Origin of the sequence: Oscillibacter hominis (assembly GCF_014334055.1) — a bacterium.
GTDB lineage: Bacteria > Bacillota > Clostridia > Oscillospirales > Oscillospiraceae > Oscillibacter > Oscillibacter hominis.
Map to the genome: position 1 here is coordinate 2,583,192 of NZ_CP060490.1, position 17,339 is coordinate 2,600,530.

17 protein-coding genes are annotated in these 17,339 nt (G+C 61.3%); 13 read left to right on the top strand and 4 right to left on the bottom strand.

The window, feature by feature from the left end; translation table 11 throughout:
- Positions 1-61 precede the first annotated feature (61 nt).
- The 4 genes from H8790_RS12695 to H8790_RS12710 are packed head-to-tail and all read left to right on the top strand — an operon-like array spanning position 62 to position 3,858.
- Entirely contained in the window at positions 62-994 is a 933-nt protein-coding gene (locus H8790_RS12695) for an ABC transporter permease (RefSeq protein WP_187332882.1), read from the top strand.
- 12 nt (positions 995-1,006) lie between these two features.
- Positions 1,007-1,891 carry an ABC transporter permease gene (locus H8790_RS12700; protein ID WP_243208510.1) on the top strand — a complete coding sequence of 295 codons (885 nt, stop codon included), beginning with the start codon at positions 1,007-1,009 and terminating at the stop codon, positions 1,889-1,891.
- Between the two features lie 9 nt (positions 1,892-1,900).
- Positions 1,901-2,893, top strand: coding sequence for an ABC transporter ATP-binding protein (locus H8790_RS12705; RefSeq protein WP_187332883.1), 993 nt, complete (start codon positions 1,901-1,903; stop codon positions 2,891-2,893).
- On the top strand, positions 2,893-3,858 hold the full coding sequence (locus H8790_RS12710; protein WP_187334311.1) for an ABC transporter ATP-binding protein: 966 nt from the start codon (positions 2,893-2,895) through the stop codon (positions 3,856-3,858). The genes H8790_RS12705 and H8790_RS12710 overlap by 1 nt, the downstream gene beginning before the upstream one ends.
- 488 nt (positions 3,859-4,346) lie before the next feature.
- On the opposite strand, the gene ppdK is transcribed toward H8790_RS12710, so the two are convergent.
- Entirely contained in the window at positions 4,347-6,980 is a 2,634-nt protein-coding gene (gene ppdK / locus H8790_RS12715) for a pyruvate, phosphate dikinase (protein ID WP_187332884.1), read from the bottom strand.
- A gap of 268 nt (positions 6,981-7,248) precedes the next feature.
- Here ppdK and H8790_RS12720 point away from each other — a divergent pair, with 268 nt between their 5' ends.
- From H8790_RS12720 to H8790_RS12730, 3 genes are read left to right on the top strand one after another with little or no spacing between them, the layout of a single operon-like run.
- On the top strand, positions 7,249-8,085 hold the full coding sequence (locus tag H8790_RS12720) for a DNA polymerase III subunit delta' (RefSeq protein ID WP_243208511.1): 837 nt from the start codon (positions 7,249-7,251) through the stop codon (positions 8,083-8,085).
- Entirely contained in the window at positions 8,082-9,335 is a 1,254-nt protein-coding gene (locus tag H8790_RS14050; RefSeq protein ID WP_187332885.1) for a PSP1 domain-containing protein, read from the top strand. The genes H8790_RS12720 and H8790_RS14050 overlap by 4 nt, the downstream gene beginning before the upstream one ends.
- Before the next feature lie 58 nt (positions 9,336-9,393).
- Positions 9,394-10,236 (top strand): HAD hydrolase family protein, encoded by an 843-nt coding sequence (locus tag H8790_RS12730; RefSeq protein ID WP_187332886.1) that lies wholly within the window; start codon positions 9,394-9,396, stop codon positions 10,234-10,236.
- 47 nt (positions 10,237-10,283) lie between these two features.
- Here the strand turns inward: H8790_RS12730 and H8790_RS12735 are convergent, their stop codons facing one another.
- Positions 10,284-10,751: a hypothetical protein gene (locus H8790_RS12735; RefSeq protein WP_187332887.1), complete on the bottom strand. Its 468-nt coding sequence runs from the start codon at positions 10,749-10,751 to the stop codon at positions 10,284-10,286.
- A 192-nt stretch (positions 10,752-10,943) separates the two neighbouring features.
- Between H8790_RS12735 and H8790_RS12740 the strand changes: the two genes are divergently transcribed.
- From H8790_RS12740 to H8790_RS12750, 3 genes are read left to right on the top strand one after another with little or no spacing between them, the layout of a single operon-like run.
- Entirely contained in the window at positions 10,944-11,333 is a 390-nt protein-coding gene (locus tag H8790_RS12740) for a GntR family transcriptional regulator (RefSeq protein ID WP_187332888.1), read from the top strand.
- A complete protein-coding gene (locus H8790_RS12745; protein ID WP_187332889.1) occupies positions 11,314-12,009 on the top strand; it encodes an ABC transporter ATP-binding protein in 696 nt (231 codons plus the stop codon). The genes H8790_RS12740 and H8790_RS12745 overlap by 20 nt, the downstream gene beginning before the upstream one ends.
- A complete protein-coding gene (locus tag H8790_RS12750; protein WP_187332890.1) occupies positions 12,003-12,794 on the top strand; it encodes a hypothetical protein in 792 nt (263 codons plus the stop codon). Before H8790_RS12745 ends, H8790_RS12750 begins: the two co-directional genes overlap by 7 nt.
- 54 nt (positions 12,795-12,848) lie before the next feature.
- On the opposite strand, the gene H8790_RS12755 is transcribed toward H8790_RS12750, so the two are convergent.
- Positions 12,849-14,111 carry an amidohydrolase family protein gene (locus tag H8790_RS12755; protein ID WP_187332891.1) on the bottom strand — a complete coding sequence of 421 codons (1,263 nt, stop codon included), beginning with the start codon at positions 14,109-14,111 and terminating at the stop codon, positions 12,849-12,851.
- A 302-nt stretch (positions 14,112-14,413) separates the two neighbouring features.
- On the opposite strand from H8790_RS12755, the gene H8790_RS12760 reads away from it, so the two are divergent.
- The 3 genes from H8790_RS12760 to H8790_RS12770 all read left to right on the top strand — a co-directional run bounded on the left by H8790_RS12760 (position 14,414) and on the right by H8790_RS12770 (position 16,037).
- The gene (locus H8790_RS12760; protein WP_187332892.1) at positions 14,414-14,941 is read left to right on the top strand and encodes a hypothetical protein; all 528 of its coding nucleotides are present in this window, start codon (positions 14,414-14,416) and stop codon (positions 14,939-14,941) included.
- Between the two features lie 207 nt (positions 14,942-15,148).
- Positions 15,149-15,481: a cupin domain-containing protein gene (locus tag H8790_RS12765; protein WP_187332893.1), complete on the top strand. Its 333-nt coding sequence runs from the start codon at positions 15,149-15,151 to the stop codon at positions 15,479-15,481.
- Between the two features lie 25 nt (positions 15,482-15,506).
- Positions 15,507-16,037, top strand: a complete 531-nt coding sequence (locus H8790_RS12770; protein WP_187332894.1) for a GNAT family N-acetyltransferase — start codon at positions 15,507-15,509, stop codon at positions 16,035-16,037.
- 48 nt (positions 16,038-16,085) lie between these two features.
- On the opposite strand, the gene H8790_RS12775 is transcribed toward H8790_RS12770, so the two are convergent.
- Positions 16,086-17,339 (bottom strand): competence/damage-inducible protein A, encoded by a 1,254-nt coding sequence (locus H8790_RS12775; protein ID WP_187332895.1) that lies wholly within the window; start codon positions 17,337-17,339, stop codon positions 16,086-16,088.

The window sequence follows — 17,339 nt, forward strand, 5'->3', positions numbered from 1 at the left end:
TGGAGCACCGGCTCCACGCGGCGCAGCGGAAGACTCAAGCGCAGAGAGGAGTATACGCGATATGCTGAAGTACATTGGAAAACGGCTGCTCATTTTGATTCCAGTGCTCCTTGGCGTTTCATTTTTGGTGTTTGGGATACTGGCCATGATGCCGGCCGATGTCGCTTCCGTGCAGTTGGGCGTTTCCGCCACCCCGGAGGGAATTGAAAAATGGAACGAGGAACACGGGCTGAACGACCCGTTTTTGGAACGATATGTGACCTATATGGGGGGTCTTCTGACCGGAGACCCGGGCGTCTCCTGGTCCTCCAACACGCCCATTAAAACAGAGTTTTTACAGCGCATCCCCTCCACCATGGCCCTTACGGCGGGAACGATCGTGCTGGTCATTCTCCTGGGCGTCCCGGTGGGGATCCTGTCGGCAATCAAACAATACAGTATTTTTGACAACATTTCCCGTCTGCTGGCCATGCTGCTGACGTCGCTGCCCGCGTTTTGGCTGGGCCTTTTGCTGATCCTGAAATTCTCGCTGGATCCCAACTGGTTCCCCGCCACCGGCGGCGGGTCGGTTACCCACTATGTGCTGCCGTGGATTACGCTTTCGGCCGCCATGGCGGCGCAGATGATCCGTATGACCCGTTCCACCATGTTGGAGGTCATCCGGGCCGACTACGTGCAGACCGCCCGGGCAAAGGGCGCCAAGCCCATGCGGGTCGTGATGATCCACGAACTGCGCAACGCCCTGCTGCCCATGGTCACCGTGATCGGCATCATTCTGGGACAGACCCTGGGCGGAGCAATCGTCACGGAGACCATCTTCGCTCTGCCCGGCGTCGGCACATACCTGCTGCAGGGGATTTTTAAATACGATATGCCGGTGGTGATGATCGGCGTGCTGTTCATTGCGGCTGTGATCGGCGTCATCAATCTGCTGATCGACATCCTCTACATGTACATCGATCCCCGCCTGCGCAGTCAATTTGTGAAAAACTGAGGAGGGCTGAGCGTGAAAGGAAAAGAAGAACGGCTTCAAGCCCCTAACAGAAAAGGCCAGTTTGCCTCCATCTGCTACCGCTTCAGCCGCAACCGGATGGCCATGCTGGGCCTGGTGGTGTTTTTGATCGTGTTGTTTTTTGCAATCTCCGCGCCCCTGTTTGCAAATTACGAAGAAGAGGCGATTAAGCAGAACGTGTACGAAAAGTTCGCACCGCCCAGCAGCGAGCACATCCTTGGCATGGACTCCTATGGCCGGGACCTCTTTGCCCGGATCATCTTCGGCGCCAGGCTCTCGCTGCTGATCTCCCTGTCCACGGTGGGCGCCTCCCTGGTCATCGGCTGCCTGCTGGGCTCCCTGTGCGCCTACTACGGCGGCTGGCTGGACGCGATCACCATGCGCATTGTGGACATCTTCCTGGCCCTGCCCATGACGCTGATGGCCGTGACCGTGGTGGCCGCCCTGGGAACGAGCACCGCGAACCTCATCATCGCGCTGACCATCTCCATGGTGCCGCCCTTTGTGCGGATTGTCCGCTCGGCGGTCCTCCAGGTGAAGGGCTCAGACTACATAGAGGCCGCCCTGGCCTACGGGACCAAGGACATGCGCATCATATTGACCCATGTCCTGCCCAACGCCATCGGCCCCATCATCGTGCAGGCGACGCTGAACCTGGCCTCCGTGCTCCTCTCCGTTGCCGCGCTGGGCTTCATCGGCCTGGGCGTTCCCTCCCCCCAGCCGGAGTGGGGCACCATGCTGGCGGAGAGCAAGGCCCAGATGCGCTATCAGCCGTGGCAGGTCATCATCCCCGGCATCGCCATTGCAGTGACCGTCCTCTCCATCAACCTGATCGGCGACGGCCTGCGCGACGCCCTTGACCCCAAACTGAAGAACTGAGGCGACCCTATGGACAATTTATTGGAAATCAAAGACCTGCATGTTCAGTATAAGACCCACGACGGTACAGTCTATGCCGTCAACGGAGTGAACCTGACCCTGGGCAAGGGCGAGACCCTGGGCCTTGTGGGGGAGACCGGCGCCGGAAAGACCACCACCGCCCTGAGCATCCTGCGCCTGCTGCCGGACCGCATCGGTGAGATCAAAAGCGGGCAGGTGATCCTCAACGGCGAGGAGATCACAAAGGTGAGCGAGGCCCACATGCGGGACATCCGGGGAAACAAGGTCTCCATGATCTTTCAGGACCCCATGACGTCCCTGAACCCCATTTTGCCGGTGGGCCAGCAGATCGGCGAGGCCGTGCTGCTCCATACCAACCTGAGTAAGGCGGAGCGGGAGAAGCGGGTGGATGAGATGCTGACGGCCGTCGGCCTCCAGCCCTCACGGAAAAACGAATACCCCCACCAGTTCTCCGGCGGCATGAAGCAGCGCATCGTCATCGCCATCGCCCTGGCCTGCAACCCCGAGCTGCTGCTGGCCGACGAGCCCACCACCGCCCTGGACGTCACCATCCAGGCCCAGGTGCTCCAGATGATGAATGACCTGAAAAAGAAATTCAACACCGGCATGATCCTCATCACCCACGACTTGGGCGTGGTGGCCCAGACCTGCGACAAGGTGGCGATCATGTATGCCGGGCGGATCGTGGAAAACGGAACGGTCCAGGACATCTACGAGTCGGAGGACCACCACCCCTACACGGTGGGCCTGTTCCACTCCATCCCGGAGATGAACAAGGACTCCGACCGGCTGGCACCCATCCCCGGGCTGATGCCCGACCCCATGATCCTGCAGGAGGGCTGCCCCTTCAGCGACCGCTGCCCCCACAGCACGGATCGGTGCAAGTGCGAAATCCCCGGTAACTATGCGGTTTCAGACAGCCACACCATCTCCTGCTTTTTGTATGAACCGCGCCAAACCGGCGGTGAGGAGGCGCAATGATGGAAGAAAAACGTACTGAGCAGGCGATTTTACAGACCAAGTCCCTGACAAAATACTTCCGGACGCCCCGGGGCCTCCTGCATGCGGTGGACCACGTGGATCTGAGCATCCCGGCGAATAAGACGCTGGGCGTGGTGGGCGAGTCCGGCTGCGGTAAGTCCACCCTGGGCCGGACCATCCTCAAACTGATCGAGCCCACCGAGGGAGAGATTATCTACAAGGGGGCCAACATTGAAAAGTACACCCCGGCCCAGATGCGGGAGATGCGCCGCAAGATGCAGATCATCTTTCAGGACCCCTACGCCAGTCTGAACCCCCGCAAGACGGTAAAGGACCTGATCGCCGATCCGCTGAAGGTGTACCAGGTGCCCAAGGCGGAGCGAAACCGGATTGTCTCCGAGATCATGGCCACGGTGGGCCTTGCGGAGCGGTTCGCCCAGTCCTATCCCCATGAGCTGGATGGCGGCCGCCGACAGCGCATCGGCATCGCCCGGTCGCTGGTGCTCCAGCCGGAGTTCATTGTCTGCGACGAGCCGGTCTCCGCCCTGGACGTGTCCATCCAGGCCCAAATTTTGAACCTGCTGATGGACCTCCAGGAGAGCCACGGCCTGACCTATCTCTTCATCACCCACGACCTCTCCGTGGTTCGCCACATCTCGGATGAGATCATGGTCATGTACCTGGGCGTGGTGGTGGAGCGCGCGCCGTCCAGGGAGCTGTTCTCTAATCCGCTCCACCCCTATACCAAGGAGCTGATCCGCGCCATCCCCATCCCGGACCTGAAGCCGGAGCACAGGCTGGTGCACAGCATCCGGGGAGAGGTGTCCGACCCCATTGAGCCCCCGGCCCGCTGCCGGTTCGCCCCCCGCTGCAACCACTGCACGGAGGCATGCATGAACCGCCAGCCCGTGCTAAAGGACATGGGCAATGAGCACTATGTGGCCTGCGCCCTGTATGGGGACTGATGGCTGAAAACCCATAGAAATCCCCCGCCCGGTTGGACGCTACTCCAATGGGGCGGGGTTCTTTTTGCGGATATGGAACAGGCCGGCGCCATACGCGCCGGCCTCCTGTGGTTCCAGATTGCATTCATGAAAGAGCCGAGAGTTGAAAAACTCATATATGCTGATGCCAAACCAGAGCTCCTCTCATAATTATAGGACACAATTTGTGTCAAATGTTCATCTGCACATGTTTTGTCAGGTGTACATGAAATATGAGAGAATCAGGCGGCTGTGATCAAATGAACGTGGAAAATAAGCAAACCTGCCAAACTTGCGGCTACTATCGACAGCATTCGGAACCAAGGGTATACGGCTGTAAAATGCGGCCATTGCCGCCGCCTGCCCCGCAAGCAGCTTGCCGGCCGGAATCCGCCGCCTGCCCCACAGTATGTCCCAATCAAGTAAAAAAGGCCCCTGCTCTTTGGAGCAGGGGCCTTTTGCAAGGATTGTTATTTCTTGGCGTCCTTGATGGCGGCCTGAGCGGCGGCCAGGCGCGCGATGGGCACACGGAAGGGGGAGCAGGACACATAGGTCAGGCCCACCTTGTGGCAGAACTCCACGGTGGAGGGGTCGCCGCCGTGCTCGCCGCAGATGCCTAACTTGATGTCCGGGCGGGTCTGGCGGCCCAGGTCGGCGGCCATCTTCACCAGACGGCCCACGCCCACCTGATCCAGCTTGGCAAAGGGATCAAACTCGTAGATCTTCTTGTCATAGTAGGCACCCAGGAACTTGCCGGCGTCGTCGCGGCTGAAGCCGAAGGTCATCTGGGTCAGGTCGTTGGTGCCGAAGGAGAAGAAGTCGGCCTCCTTGGCGATCTCGTCGGCGGTCAGGGCCGCGCGGGGGATCTCGATCATGGTGCCCACCTTATACTGCATCTTGTCGTTGGTCTGGGCAATGATGGCATCGGCGGTCTTGGTGACGACTTCCTTCACATAGGCCAGCTCCTTCACCTCACCGACCAGGGGGATCATGATCTCAGGCACGATCTTCCAGGCGGGACGGCGGCTGCGCACAGCGAGGGCGGCCTTGATGATGGCGGAGGTCTGCATGGCGGCAATCTCGGGATAGGTGACGGCGAGACGGCAGCCGCGATGGCCCATCATGGGGTTGAACTCGTGGAGGGAGGCGATGACGGCCTTCAGGTCGGCGACGGTCATCTTCATCTCCTTGGCCAGGGTCTTGATGTCCTCCTCGTCGGTGGGCAGGAACTCATGCAGGGGGGGATCCAGCAGGCGGATGGTGACGGGCTGGCCCTTCATGGCCTCGTAGATGCCCTCGAAGTCGCTCTGCTGCATGGGCTCCAGCTTGGCCAGGGCGCGCTCGCGCTGCTCCACGGTCTCGGAGACGATCATCTGGCGGATGGCGGCGATGCGGGCGGGGTCAAAGAACATGTGCTCGGTGCGGCACAGGCCGATGCCCTCGGCGCCGAACTTGAAGGCCTGGGCGGCGTCCCTGGGGGTGTCGGCGTTGGTGCGCACGCGCAGCTTGCGGTTCTTGTCGGCCCAGGACATGATGCGGCCGAACTCGCCGCCGATCTCGGCGTCCACGGTGGGGATGTTGCCGGCGTAGATGTTGCCGGTGGAGCCGTCGATGGAGAGGAAGTCGCCCTCCTTGAAGTGCTTGCCGCCCAAGTCAAAGGTCTTGGCGGTCTCGTCGATCTTGATGTCGCCGCAGCCGGAGACGCAGCAGGTGCCCATGCCGCGGGCCACAACGGCCGCGTGGGAGGTCATGCCGCCGCGGACGGTCAGAATGCCCTGGGCATAGTGCATGCCCTCGATGTCCTCGGGAGAGGTCTCCAGGCGGACCAGGACCACCTTCTCGCCGTTCTTGGCCCACTCGGTGGCGTCCTCAGCGGTGAAGACGATCTTGCCGGCGGCTGCGCCGGGGGAGGCGGCCAGGCCCTGGCCCACAGGCTTGGCGGCCTTCAGGGCGGCGGGGTCAAACTGGGGATGCAGCAGGGAGTCCAGGCTCTTGGGGTCGATCATGCTGACGGCCTCTTCCTGGGAGATCATGCCCTCGTCCACCAGGTCGCAGGCGATCTTCAGCGCGGCGGCGGCGGTGCGCTTGCCGTTGCGGGTCTGGAGCATGAAGAGCTTCTTATCCTCAATGGTGAACTCCATATCCTGCATGTCGCGGTAGTGGAATTCCAGCTTGTTGCAGATGTCCACGAACTGGGCATAGGCCTCGGGCATGGTCTCGGCCAGCTTCTGGATGGGCTGGGGGGTGCGCACGCCTGCCACCACGTCCTCGCCCTGGGCGTTCATCAGGAACTCGCCGAAGAGCTTCTTCTCGCCGGTAGCGGGGTTGCGGGTGAAGGCCACGCCGGTGCCGGAGGTGTCGCCCATGTTGCCGAAGACCATCATCTGGACGTTGACGGCGGTGCCCCAGTCGCTGGGGATGTCGTTCATACGGCGGTAGTAGATGGCGCGGGGGTTGTCCCAGGAGCGGAACACGGCGCGGATGGCGCCCATCAGCTGCTCCTTGGGGTCCTGGGGGAAGTCCTCGCCGATCTTGGCCTTGTACTCGGCCTTGAACTGCTCAGCCAGCTTCTTCAGGTCGGCGGCGGTGAGTTCGGTGTCCAGCTTGACGCCGCGTTTTTCCTTCATCTCGTCGATGAGCTGCTCAAAGTACTTCTTGCCCACTTCCATAACCACATCGGAGTACATCTGGATGAACCGGCGATAGCTGTCGTAGGCAAAGCGGGGGTTGTTGGTCTTTTTGGCAAAGGCCTCCACCACCTGATCGTTCAGGCCCAGGTTCAGGATGGTGTCCATCATGCCGGGCATGGAAGCTCTGGCGCCGGAGCGCACGGAGACCAGCAGGGGGTTTTTCAGATCACCGAACTTCTTGCCGGCAATCACCTCCAGCTTGGTGATGTAGGACATGATCTCAGCCTGGATTTCCTTGTTGATCTGCTGGCCGTCGGCGTAGTATTGTGTACAGGCCTCGGTGGTGATGGTAAAGCCCTGGGGAACCGGCATGCCCAGGCTGGTCATTTCGGCCAGGTTGGCGCCCTTTCCACCCAGCAGCTCACGCATGTTTCCATTGCCTTCACTGAACAGGTACACATACTTTTTTCCCATGTTTTGATTTCCTCCGTTCATTCTTTCTTAACAACACATATTTGTTAATAATAATCGTCGCAGGATTAGATTATAAACGCAATTTTCCCCGTTGACAATCCACATTTTGATATTTTTTTGTCCCAAGTTGTGAAAATTGAGACAAGCCTTTGCACATTTCCTACAAAAATGCGGTATTTGAGGGAAACTTTTCACGTTTTACCGCATCTAAACACAAAATTATGATATACTGACTTCGATTTTACACCTGTTGAAAGGGAGTGAACGCTTGGACATCCATGCGCGCATCCGCCGGGCGGCCCAGAGCGGCGCTCTTTCACATGCCATCATTTTCAGCGGCCCCGGGGACCGGGTGGAGGCGGCCCGGTGCGCCGCGGCGGCCATGGAGTGCACCGCCGGCCAGGACGCGCCCTGCGGCCGGTGTGAGGCTTGCCGGAAGGTGTTTGCAAACATCCATCCGGACGTCATCACCGTTCACGACGCCGACCACAAGATCATGGCTGTGGAATTGCTCCGCGCCATCCGCTCCGACGTCTACATCCGCCCCAACGAGGGCAGGCGCAAGGTGTACCTCTTTGACGACTGCGCCCAGCTGGACGAGCGGTGCCAGAACCTGCTGCTCAAAACCGTGGAGGAGGGGCCGCCCTACGCTGCCTTCCTGTTCTGCGCCGCCAACAGCGCGGCGCTGCTGCCCACGCTGCGCTCACGCTGTGTGGAGTGGAAACTGGCGCCAGCGGCGGAGGAGGGGCCGGAGGAGGACGACTCCAGGGCCCGGGAGCTGTGCAGCGTGCTCAGCGGGAAACAGGCTGCCGCGATAGTGGAATTTTTGACTGGAATGGAGCATTCCAAACCGAGCCGGGAGGAGTTGGGCCGCGTTCTGGAGCAGAGCCGTGCCCTGTGCGCCCAGGCACTTCTGGAGCACTATGGCCGGGGTGCTCCGCCGGACAAGCAGGAAATCACCGGAAAATTGCGTGAAAACTTGACAAAATCGCAATTGATGCGCACAATAGAGGTGTTGCAGACTTATCGGCAGGAGTGCGACTGGAACGTCGGCGTGGGCCACGTCTTAGGCGCGCTGGCCGCCGAATTGGAGGGAATCCTTTGACAGAAGTAATCAGTGTCCGCTTTCGCAGCGGATGTAAAGAGTATGACTTCGATCCCAAGGGCGCGGAGATCGCGCCGGGGACCGATGTGATTGTAGAGACCAGCCAGGGCACGGCCTACGCCACCTGCACCCAGGGCAACCACGCCGTGGAGGATGAACAGGTGGTGCAGCCCCTTTGCCCGGTGGTCCGCGTGGCCACGGAGAATGACCAAAAGACCTTGGCCTACAACGAAAAACGGGAAAAAGATGCCTTTGGCATCTGCCAGAAAAAGATCGCCGACCATGGGCTGGAGATGAAGCTGGTCAGCGTGTCGTGCAGCTTTGACGGGAGCAAGATCATCTTCTTTTTCACCGCCGACGGCCGTGTGGACTTCCGGGAGCTGGTGAAGGACCTGGCCTCCGTGTTCCGGGCACGCATTGAGCTGCGCCAGATCGGCGTCCGGGACGAGGCCAAGATGTTGGGCGGCCTGGGCATCTGCGGCAGGCCCTTTTGCTGCTCCCAGTTTTTGGACAGCTTCCTGCCCGTGTCCATCAAGATGGCCAAGACCCAGAGCCTGAGCCTGAATCCGGCCAAAATCTCCGGCACCTGCGGCCGGCTGATGTGCTGCCTCAAATATGAGCAGGAGGCCTATGAGGACGCCACCCGCCGCATGCCCAAGCAGGACTCCTTTGTCATGACCCCGGATGGGACAGGCAATGTGAGCCAGGTGAACCTGCTCAAGGAGACGGTGAAGGTGAACCTGGACTCCGAGAGCAGCAACTGCGGCCGCTGCTACCACAACTGCGAGGTCTGCGTGCTGCGCAACGGAAAGGGCAGCCGGGAGGGCATCGAAATCCCCGCTGAGCGCCCGGAGCGCTATGTGGAGGAGAGCAAGGAATCCGAGATGCCGGTGATGCGGCCCATCGCCGCATCCTTTGAGGACGTGGACGTCCCCACCCGGGAGAAGATCGCCCCTCCCGAGGAAAAGAGCCGCCGCCGGCCAAGACGCCGTGGCGGCCGTGGCGCTGGCGGAGAACGTCCGGCCGGAGAGAAGAAGGAGGCGCCGAAGGCCCAGAAGGGCGCTGAGAAGCGGCCGGAGGGCAACCGGCGTCCCGAGCAGCCGCCCAAGCACAGGGAGGCGAAAGCGGAACAGCCCCGGCCGCAGAACGCGGAGGGCGGAGAAGCACGCCGCCGCCCGAGGCACAGGGGCGGACGCCGCCGGGGCCATCACGGCGAGGGCGGGACCGCGCGCGAATCGGGCGAATCCTGATCCAATTGGCGGGGAGAGTCTCTCTCCCCGCTATTTCTACTGAGTGAGGAGAAGAACCATGGGAAAATTTGACGGCGTTTTGCTGGCCAGCGACTTTGACAACACACTGGTGGACACCGACGGCGCGGAGCGAAGCGAGTCCCCGCTGCCGCCCGTCCCGGAGCGGAACTTGGAGGCGCTGCGCTATTTCATGGACAACGGCGGCCGCTTCACCGTGGCCACCGGCCGGGCGCTGCCGGCCTTTGTGCCCTTTGCCGACGGCGTGCCCATGAACGCACCCTGCATTTTGAGCAACGGCGCGGCACTCTATGACATCCGGGAAAAAGCCTATGTGCGCACCGCGTTTTTGGACGATTCCATCCGGGAGCGGGGCAATGAAATCCTTGCGGCGGTGCCGGGCCTTGCCTGCGAGCTGTATCACGACGGCATGGAGGTCCACTGCATGAACCCCAACGAGGTCACCCGCCGCCACAAGCACCTGACCCACGCGCCCTGCGAGGAGGTGGAAAACCTTCTGGATGCGCCGGGCCCCTGCTCCAAGCTGCTGCTGGAGGGGACGCCGGAGCTGCTGGACCAGGCCCAGCAATATATTCTGGACCGGGGCTGGGGCGGCGAATACGAGATCGTCACCTCCAGCCAGTGGCTTCTGGAGGTGACGGCCAAGGGCGCCAACAAAGGGGACATGCTCCGGCTTCTGGCCGCCCATGTGGGCGCTGCGCCGGAGGACACCTACGGCATCGGCGACCACCTCAACGACCTGAAGCTGCTGGAGGCCTCCGCCATCCCCTTTGCCCCCGCCAACTGCGTGGAGCGTCTCCGCGCCTCCGGGGCCCGTCTGGTGTGCACCGCCGCCGAGGGCGCCCTGGCGGATGTGGTGGAGATTTTGGATCAAAAATACTGAAGAACCATGAAAGCCGGGGAGGCGCTGCTGCGCCTCCCCGGCTCTTTTTAAAACCGGGAGTGATCGTAGTTGTAGGGGATGCTTGTCCCCACCACCACATCTTCAATCTTCTCCAAAATCAGCCAGTCGTCCATATTCCCCTGGTGGTCAAAGGCAAGGGGCGGGGCCAATTGCTCCACATCCTCAAATTCCACCAGGCAAAGGCATTTTTTGTGCCAGCGCTGGGCCTGCTTTTCCGTCAGGCTGAGCTTTTCCCGGTTGGCATCCAGGACTTGGCCGATCTCCTCCTCCGCCAGCTTCACATGGTTTTCAACCTTCACCGCCGTGGCCCGGGCGGAGATCAGTCCGGACCCCTTCTCCATAAAGTACAGCGTCTCTCCTGCAAACACCCGGCTGTGGGGGATTTTCCGCCCTGCCGCGCCCCGGACCACCATGGTCTTCCTGCCGGATAAAATCTTGTCCAACACGCGCTCACCCTGTTTTCCCGCGTTGTCGCAATAGACCAGATGCACCATATCCGCATCCTCCTCTTAATAGTATGGAACCGCTTTCCATCCTACCAGAGCCGTGGTGGAAAGGCAAGGGGGAGCTCCTTCCATCAGCGCCGCCAGAGCCGGATCAAAAATTTTTTTAGAAAAGGCTTGACAAAACTGTATTGATGTATTATTGTATTACTTGCTTAAGACAACAACACAGGAGGTGTTCCAATGGAGTGGCAATTTCGAAACGACGCCCCTATCTATACCCAGCTGATCAGCCAGATCACGCAGGGGATTGTGTCGGGCTCCTTCCCGGCGGGGGAGCGGCTGCCATCGGTGCGGGACCTGGCCACGGAGGCCCGGGTCAACCCCAACACCATGCAGCGGGCGCTGACAGAGCTGGAGCGGGACGGTTTGGTGTACAGCCAGCGGACCGCGGGCAGATTTGTGACGGAGGATAAGAAAATGATTGAAACGGCGAAGCGCGCCCTGGCGGAGGGCCATATTCAGCGCTTTTTGGAGGCCATGGAACGGCTGGGCTATGGCCGTGAGGAGATTGTATCACTGGTGAGAGACAGTGCAAAGGAGGAGAGAGGCCATGTCGATCTTAGCGTGTAAGGATTTGAGCAAGAACTACGGCGCCGTCCCGGCGCTGAACCACGTGAACCTGACGGTGGAGGCGGGCCGGATCGTGGGGCTGTTGGGGCCCAACGGCAGCGGCAAGACCACGCTGATCAAGCTGGCCAACGGCCTGCTGACGCCAAGCGAAGGGGAGCTTCTGGTCTGTGACGAGCGGCCCGGCAGGATCACCCACTCCCTGGTCTCCTATCTGCCGGAGCGCACCTGCATCCCGCTGTGGATGAGCACGCAGCAGCTGCTGGACTTCTACAAGGACTTTTACCCCGACTTCCGCCGTGAGGCGGCCATGGAGATGCTCCAGCACCTGGGCATCCGCATGAACCAGCGCATCAAGCAGATGTCCAAGGGCACCCGGGAAAAGGTGCAGCTGATCATGGTCATGAGCCGCCAGGCCAGCCTCTACCTGCTGGATGAGCCCATCGGCGGCGTGGACCCCGCCACCCGGGATTACATCCTCAACACCATCATCGGCAACTACAGCCCCGATGCGGCGGTGGTGATCTCCACCCATCTCATTGCGGATGTGGAGAAGGTGCTGGACGACGTGATCTTTATCAATCAGGGCCAAGTGGTGCTGCAATCCTCTGTGGACGAGATCCGGGAGCGCAACAACATGAGTGTGGACGCCCTGTTCCGGGAGGTATTCAAATGTTAGGAAAACTGCTTAAGCACGAATTCCGTGCTACGGGCCGCATTATGGGCCCGCTGTATCTGGTGCTGCTGGCCACGTCCTTCGGCGCCAACGTCTCCATCCGGCTGATGGAGGGCGCTCAAAGCAGGCTTTTGAATGTGCTGGCGTTTTTGCTGATGATGGCCTTTGTGGTGGCCATCAGCGCGGCCTGCATCATGAGCCTTGTGCTGATGATCAACCGCTTCCGCACCAACCTGATGGGGGATGAGGGCTATGTGATGTTCACCCTGCCCGCCTCGGTCCACCAGCTGGTGTGGTCCAAAATCCTGGTCTCCACCGTGTGGTTTATAGCCACCGGCATCGCGGTGATGCTCTCCTTCTGCATCATGGCCTATCAGGTGGGCATGGTGACGGGCTTTTTGCGCGAGATTGCCGACATCCTGAGCCAGGTGACCGCCTATTACGCCATCAATGGCGCGGCATTTTTCGCGGAGCTTCTGGCACTGACCCTGGTGGGCTGCGCGGCCGCCTGCCTTCAGTTCTACGCGGCCATGGCCGTGGGCTACAGCTTTGCCAACCACAAGACGCTTTTGTCCGTGGTGTTCTTCTTTGCCTTCCAGTTTGTCATGCAGATCTTAGGAACTATGGGGCTCTTCGGCATCGACGATCTGAACCTCTCCTGGGAGCTGAACGGCGTGACCGCCCTGCATGTGGGCATGTCGATCGCCATTGTGGCCGTGGCACTCTACGGCGCGGTGTTCTACGTCATCACCACGCTGATGCTGAAAAAGCACCTGAACCTGGAGTAAAAGAGAAACAAGAGGGCCGGCGGGGTTCCGCCGGCCCTCTCTTTATTTACGCGCTTATAAGACCTGCCGCCCATCCGCCCAGACGGCGGTGATGCAGTGCTCCTGGCGGCGGTAGACGCAGCGCTCCACCCGCTCCCGGACGCTCAGGGGCCGCACAGAGGGCAGGGCGGAATCCTCCAGCACAATGGCGTGGAGCCTGTCGCCCACGGCAAAGCCGTTCCCGGCCCCAAACCACCTGTGGCCGGCGGTGGTGCCCAAGTAGAGGGCCTCCTCCACGGTGAGGAAGGGCTCCTGCCACTGGGAGTGGATGCGCCGGACCTTGGAGGAGCGGATGGTGGAGGCCACCACATCCAGCATGTGGAGCATGGTGCTGCCGGCCATGTCAGAGCCAAGGGCCACCCACACGCCTTCGTCCAGCATGGTGCGCACCGGGGCAATGCCGGAACACAGCGCCACATTGGAGTCGGCGCAGTGGACGGACAGGACGTTTGCACGGCGCATGGCGTCCCGCTCCTCCCGGTCGGAGTGGACGCAGTGGGCCATCACCGTGTGGTCCTTCCAAAGACCGAACTTTTCATAGGACTGGTAGTAGCGCGGGCAGTCCGGATGGAGGGATCGGACCAGCTCCATCTCCTGTAGGTTTTCGGAGAGGTGGGACTGGACCCGCAGGCCCCGCTCTGCCGCGGTGGCACCCAAAAAGGCCATCAGCTCGTCGGTGCAGGAGGGGGTGAAGCGGGGGGTGAGGATGGGCGCGATGCCGCGGATGCCCTCGCAGCCTTCCAGCCAGCGCAGTGTCTCCCGGATGGACTCCTCCGTGGTCTCCTCCAGCACGCCGGGGACTCCGCGGCGGTCCATGTTCACCTTGCCCACATAGCCCGTGATCCCGGCCCGGCTCAGCTCCTCCATCAGGATGAGGGTGGCGTCGGTGTGGAGGGAGGAAAACATACACACCCGGGTGGTGCCGTTTTCAATCAGCTCCCGGGCCAGCTGGCGGTAGACGGCGCGGGCAAAGTCCGTGTCCGCAAAGCGGGCCTCTGTCTGGAAGGTGTAGGTCTGAAGCCACTCTAAAAGCGGCAGGTCCATGCCCATGCCCAGCATGGGATACTGGGGCGCGTGGAGATGCAGGTCCGCAAAGGACTGCATTACGATCCGGCTGCCGTAGTCGATGACCGGACAGGCGGCGTAGCATTGGGGCAGGCGGCTGTGGACGCCCTGGATGACCCCGTCCTCCAGCACCAGATATCCGCCCTCGGTAATGCGCAGCTCCCCCAGGGCGGGGAAGTCCGCAAGGTTTCCCTTTAAAATTTCAATTGCCATAGTCGGCCTCCTTTGCATCAAAAGAAAATAAGTGCCCGCCCCGGTGTTGAAACGGGGCAGACACTCATAGCGGGAGCCTCAGGCGGCTCCGTAGAAACTTTCGCGCCAAGCATGCGAAACTATATGAGTTGATTCCATTATGATATCATGATATCACAAGTTTGGAGAAAAGCAAGGGGGGGAAGCAGCCCAGTTCCGACAGAAAAATTGCCTTGAGGAAGAAGGGGTAATATGGTAGTATACAGAATATGCGGGCTGCCTGGATGCGGCGGGCGGCCTCTATGACAGGAAAGGCGGATACGATGGCAAAGCTCAGGATTTTGACCCTGTTGTGCGCGGCCATGCTGCTGGCTGGCTGCACATCCAACCAAGAGCCCGGCGGGACGGCATCCACCTCGGCGGCAGTGCGGCCGACTGATGTTGGACAAGCCGCCGGACAGGATGCGGAATCCGCCGTCAGCGGCGCCGGGGAGGACGCGGGCCAATTCCCGCTGGATGATACGGCCTTTATTGGAGAATATCTGGATTCCGATGGGGACGAACCGAACCTTGAGATCGCAAAAGGCGATGACGGCAAGTATATCGTGCAGATCGGGATTTTTCGCCTGGCTACCCTGAGTGACGGGATTGGGGAATTGACTGCCGATGGCATGGAATTTACTGCGACCGATCCCTCCGGCGACCCAATCCGCGGCGTCATCACGGTAGAGGATCAATCGGCGGTCGTCACGTTCACAGAATCCACTTGGGAGTTTATAGAAACTGGCGCCGTCTTTTCGTATACGAAATCCTCTGATCGACCGAATATCTGGAGTGCAGCGGCGGGCTAAGGGCGGCAGCCGCTCGTCAAGGCAGGCCCCGCCGTAAAGGACAGCCTAAGCAACCCGCGAAAGACGCGGTTGGAGGAACGCTTTGCACGGGAGGCCTTGAAAAGCAAAACGGGGTATAATACAATCAAAGCGGTATTGCCGCAATGCGGAAGGCCCGAAAATTGTCCGCCCGCTTGGGCGGATGCAGAAGATAAGGAGGGACTGTGAATGACAGGTCCTATGAAAAACATCCCCAAGGCAGAGGTGGTCCGTCTGAGAGACCAGGTGGCCTATCAGGAGGGGCAGGTGGTCAGCCGGACCCTGGCTCAGAACCAGGCGGTCAGCGTAACGCTGTTCTCCTTTGATAAGGGAGAGGAGATCAGCACCCACGAGTCCGGCGGCGACGCCTTTGTCACATGCCTGGACGGCGTGGGCCGGATCACCATTGACGGCCAGGAGCACCTCCTCCACGAGGGGGAGTCCATTGTGATGCCCGCCAAACATCCCCATGCGGTCTACGGGGAAGAGAAGTTCAAGATGCTGCTGGTGGTGGTGTTTTAACCGCCCTGGGAAAGGAACCGAAAAAATGGAATGGATTCGCCACACCAATATGGACGAGGCATCCTTTGCGCCGGCCTTTGCCCTCTATGAACAGAGCTTTCCCCTCCATGAACAGCGCTTCGCCGCCCATCAGGCTCAGGCCATGGGCGATCCAAGGTTTTTCTGCGAAAGCGTGTGGGAAAACGGTGAGCTGCTGGCCCTGCTGTTCTCCTGGCGGCTGGAGGATATTTGCTATGTGGAGCACTATGCGGTGAACTCCTCCCTGCGGGGCGGCGGCCTGGGCTCTCAGATCCTCCGGGAGTTCTGCCAAAGGGAGGGGAAGGTGGTTTTGGAGATCGACCCGCTGGTGGACGAGATCTCCCGCCGCCGCAAGGGGTTTTATGAGCGGCTTGGCTTTTGCGCCAACCCCTGGCCCCATGCCCATCCGCCCTACCGCAAGGCAAACGCGCCCCATGAGCTGATCGTCATGAGCTGGCCCCGGGAGCTGAGCCGGGAGGAATATGGCCGGTTCTACCGCGCCCTGGCCCGGGAGGTCATGGCCTACGCCGAACACTGATAAATAAGCGGGACGCCCCCATTGGGAGGCGTCCCGCTTGGCTTTTTACTACAGGGGCAGGCCGGTGAGATAGCGGCGCAGCAGGTCAAAGGCCACGTTGGAGGCGTTGCCCCGGATGCGGTCCCGGCGCTTCGCGCCATAGGAGAGGGCCTTGCACCACACGCCGTCGGGCGCGGCCAGGCCCACGAACACGGTGCCCACCTCGTTGCCCCGCTCGTCCTTGTCCGGCCCGGCCACGCCGGTGACCGAGAGGCCGATGTCCGCCCCGGTGACGGCCCGGGCGCCCTCCGCCATGGCCTTTGCCACAGGCTCGGACACGGCGCCGTACGCATCAAGGAGCTGCCGGGGCACCCTTAGGACGTCGGCCTTTACCTCGCTCCAGTAGGAGACCACGCCGCCCCGGAACACGGCGGAGGCTCCGGATAGCTCCGTGATCCGCTGGGCGATCATGCCGCCGGTGCAGGATTCGGCGGTGGCAAAGGTCAAAGAGCGCTCCTTGAGCCGCGCCATGCACACCTCTTCCAGGCTCCCCACGTCCACGCCGTAGATCACGTCCCCAAGGATTCCCCGCACCTCCTCCATCACCGGGGCCAGCATGGCCTCCGCCTCCTCTTCGGTGGCGGCCTTGGCCGTGCAGCGCAGCAGCATTTCGCTGCGCTTGGCGTAGGGGGCCAGGGTGGGGTTGGTGAGCGATTTCATCCGCTCTCGCAGAATCTGCTCCACCTCCGACTCGCCCATGCCGAAAATCCGCAGGTCGTGGGACACGATCACGTCCCCGGAAAGGCCCTTCAGGTAAGGCACGGCGTGGCGGCGGAACATGAACTCGCACTCATGGGGCGGGCCGGGCAGCATCAGCACGTGGACGCCGCCCTCGCAGAAGGCGCAGCCCGGGGCGGTTCCGATGGGGTTGTCGAACACGGTGCAGCCCACGGGCAGCATGGCCTGCTGGATGTTGTTCTCGGTCATGGGCTTGTGGAAGCTGCGCGCAAACATGTCCCGCAGGGTGTCCACGATATCCTGGTGCAGCTCTAACTCCCGGCCGAAGACGCGGCAGATGGTCTGCTTGGTCAGATCGTCATAGGTGGGCCCCAGGCCGCCGGTGGTGAGGATGATGTCCGAGCGGCGGCGGGCGGTCTCCAGCGCGGCGGAGAGGCGTTCCGGGTTGTCGCCCACCACGGTGTGGTAGTAGACGTTGATGCCCAGGGCGCTCAGCCCCTCCGAGAGGATTTGGGCGTCCAGGTTGGCCACGTTGCCAAGCAGCAGTTCCGTGCCCACGGCGATCAGTTCAGCGGTATGTGCCAT

What these genes read in the sequence shown, in the direction of transcription:
- H8790_RS12695 (WP_187332882.1), top strand. Translation starts at nt 62, where the DNA reads ATGCTGAAGTACATTGGAAAACGGCTGCTCATTTTGATTCCAGTGCTC.
- H8790_RS12705 (WP_187332883.1), top strand. Translation starts at nt 1,901, where the DNA reads ATGGACAATTTATTGGAAATCAAAGACCTGCATGTTCAGTATAAGACC.
- H8790_RS12710 (WP_187334311.1), top strand. Translation starts at nt 2,893, where the DNA reads ATGGAAGAAAAACGTACTGAGCAGGCGATTTTACAGACCAAGTCCCTG.
- ppdK (WP_187332884.1), bottom strand. Translation starts at nt 6,980, where the DNA reads ATGGGAAAAAAGTATGTGTACCTGTTCAGTGAAGGCAATGGAAACATG.
- H8790_RS12730 (WP_187332886.1), top strand. Translation starts at nt 9,394, where the DNA reads ATGGGAAAATTTGACGGCGTTTTGCTGGCCAGCGACTTTGACAACACA.
- H8790_RS12735 (WP_187332887.1), bottom strand. Translation starts at nt 10,751, where the DNA reads ATGGTGCATCTGGTCTATTGCGACAACGCGGGAAAACAGGGTGAGCGC.
- H8790_RS12740 (WP_187332888.1), top strand. Translation starts at nt 10,944, where the DNA reads ATGGAGTGGCAATTTCGAAACGACGCCCCTATCTATACCCAGCTGATC.
- H8790_RS12745 (WP_187332889.1), top strand. Translation starts at nt 11,314, where the DNA reads ATGTCGATCTTAGCGTGTAAGGATTTGAGCAAGAACTACGGCGCCGTC.
- H8790_RS12750 (WP_187332890.1), top strand. Translation starts at nt 12,003, where the DNA reads ATGTTAGGAAAACTGCTTAAGCACGAATTCCGTGCTACGGGCCGCATT.
- H8790_RS12755 (WP_187332891.1), bottom strand. Translation starts at nt 14,111, where the DNA reads ATGGCAATTGAAATTTTAAAGGGAAACCTTGCGGACTTCCCCGCCCTG.
- H8790_RS12760 (WP_187332892.1), top strand. Translation starts at nt 14,414, where the DNA reads ATGGCAAAGCTCAGGATTTTGACCCTGTTGTGCGCGGCCATGCTGCTG.
- H8790_RS12765 (WP_187332893.1), top strand. Translation starts at nt 15,149, where the DNA reads ATGACAGGTCCTATGAAAAACATCCCCAAGGCAGAGGTGGTCCGTCTG.
- H8790_RS12770 (WP_187332894.1), top strand. Translation starts at nt 15,507, where the DNA reads ATGGAATGGATTCGCCACACCAATATGGACGAGGCATCCTTTGCGCCG.
- H8790_RS12775 (WP_187332895.1), bottom strand. Translation starts at nt 17,339, where the DNA reads ATGGCACATACCGCTGAACTGATCGCCGTGGGCACGGAACTGCTGCTT.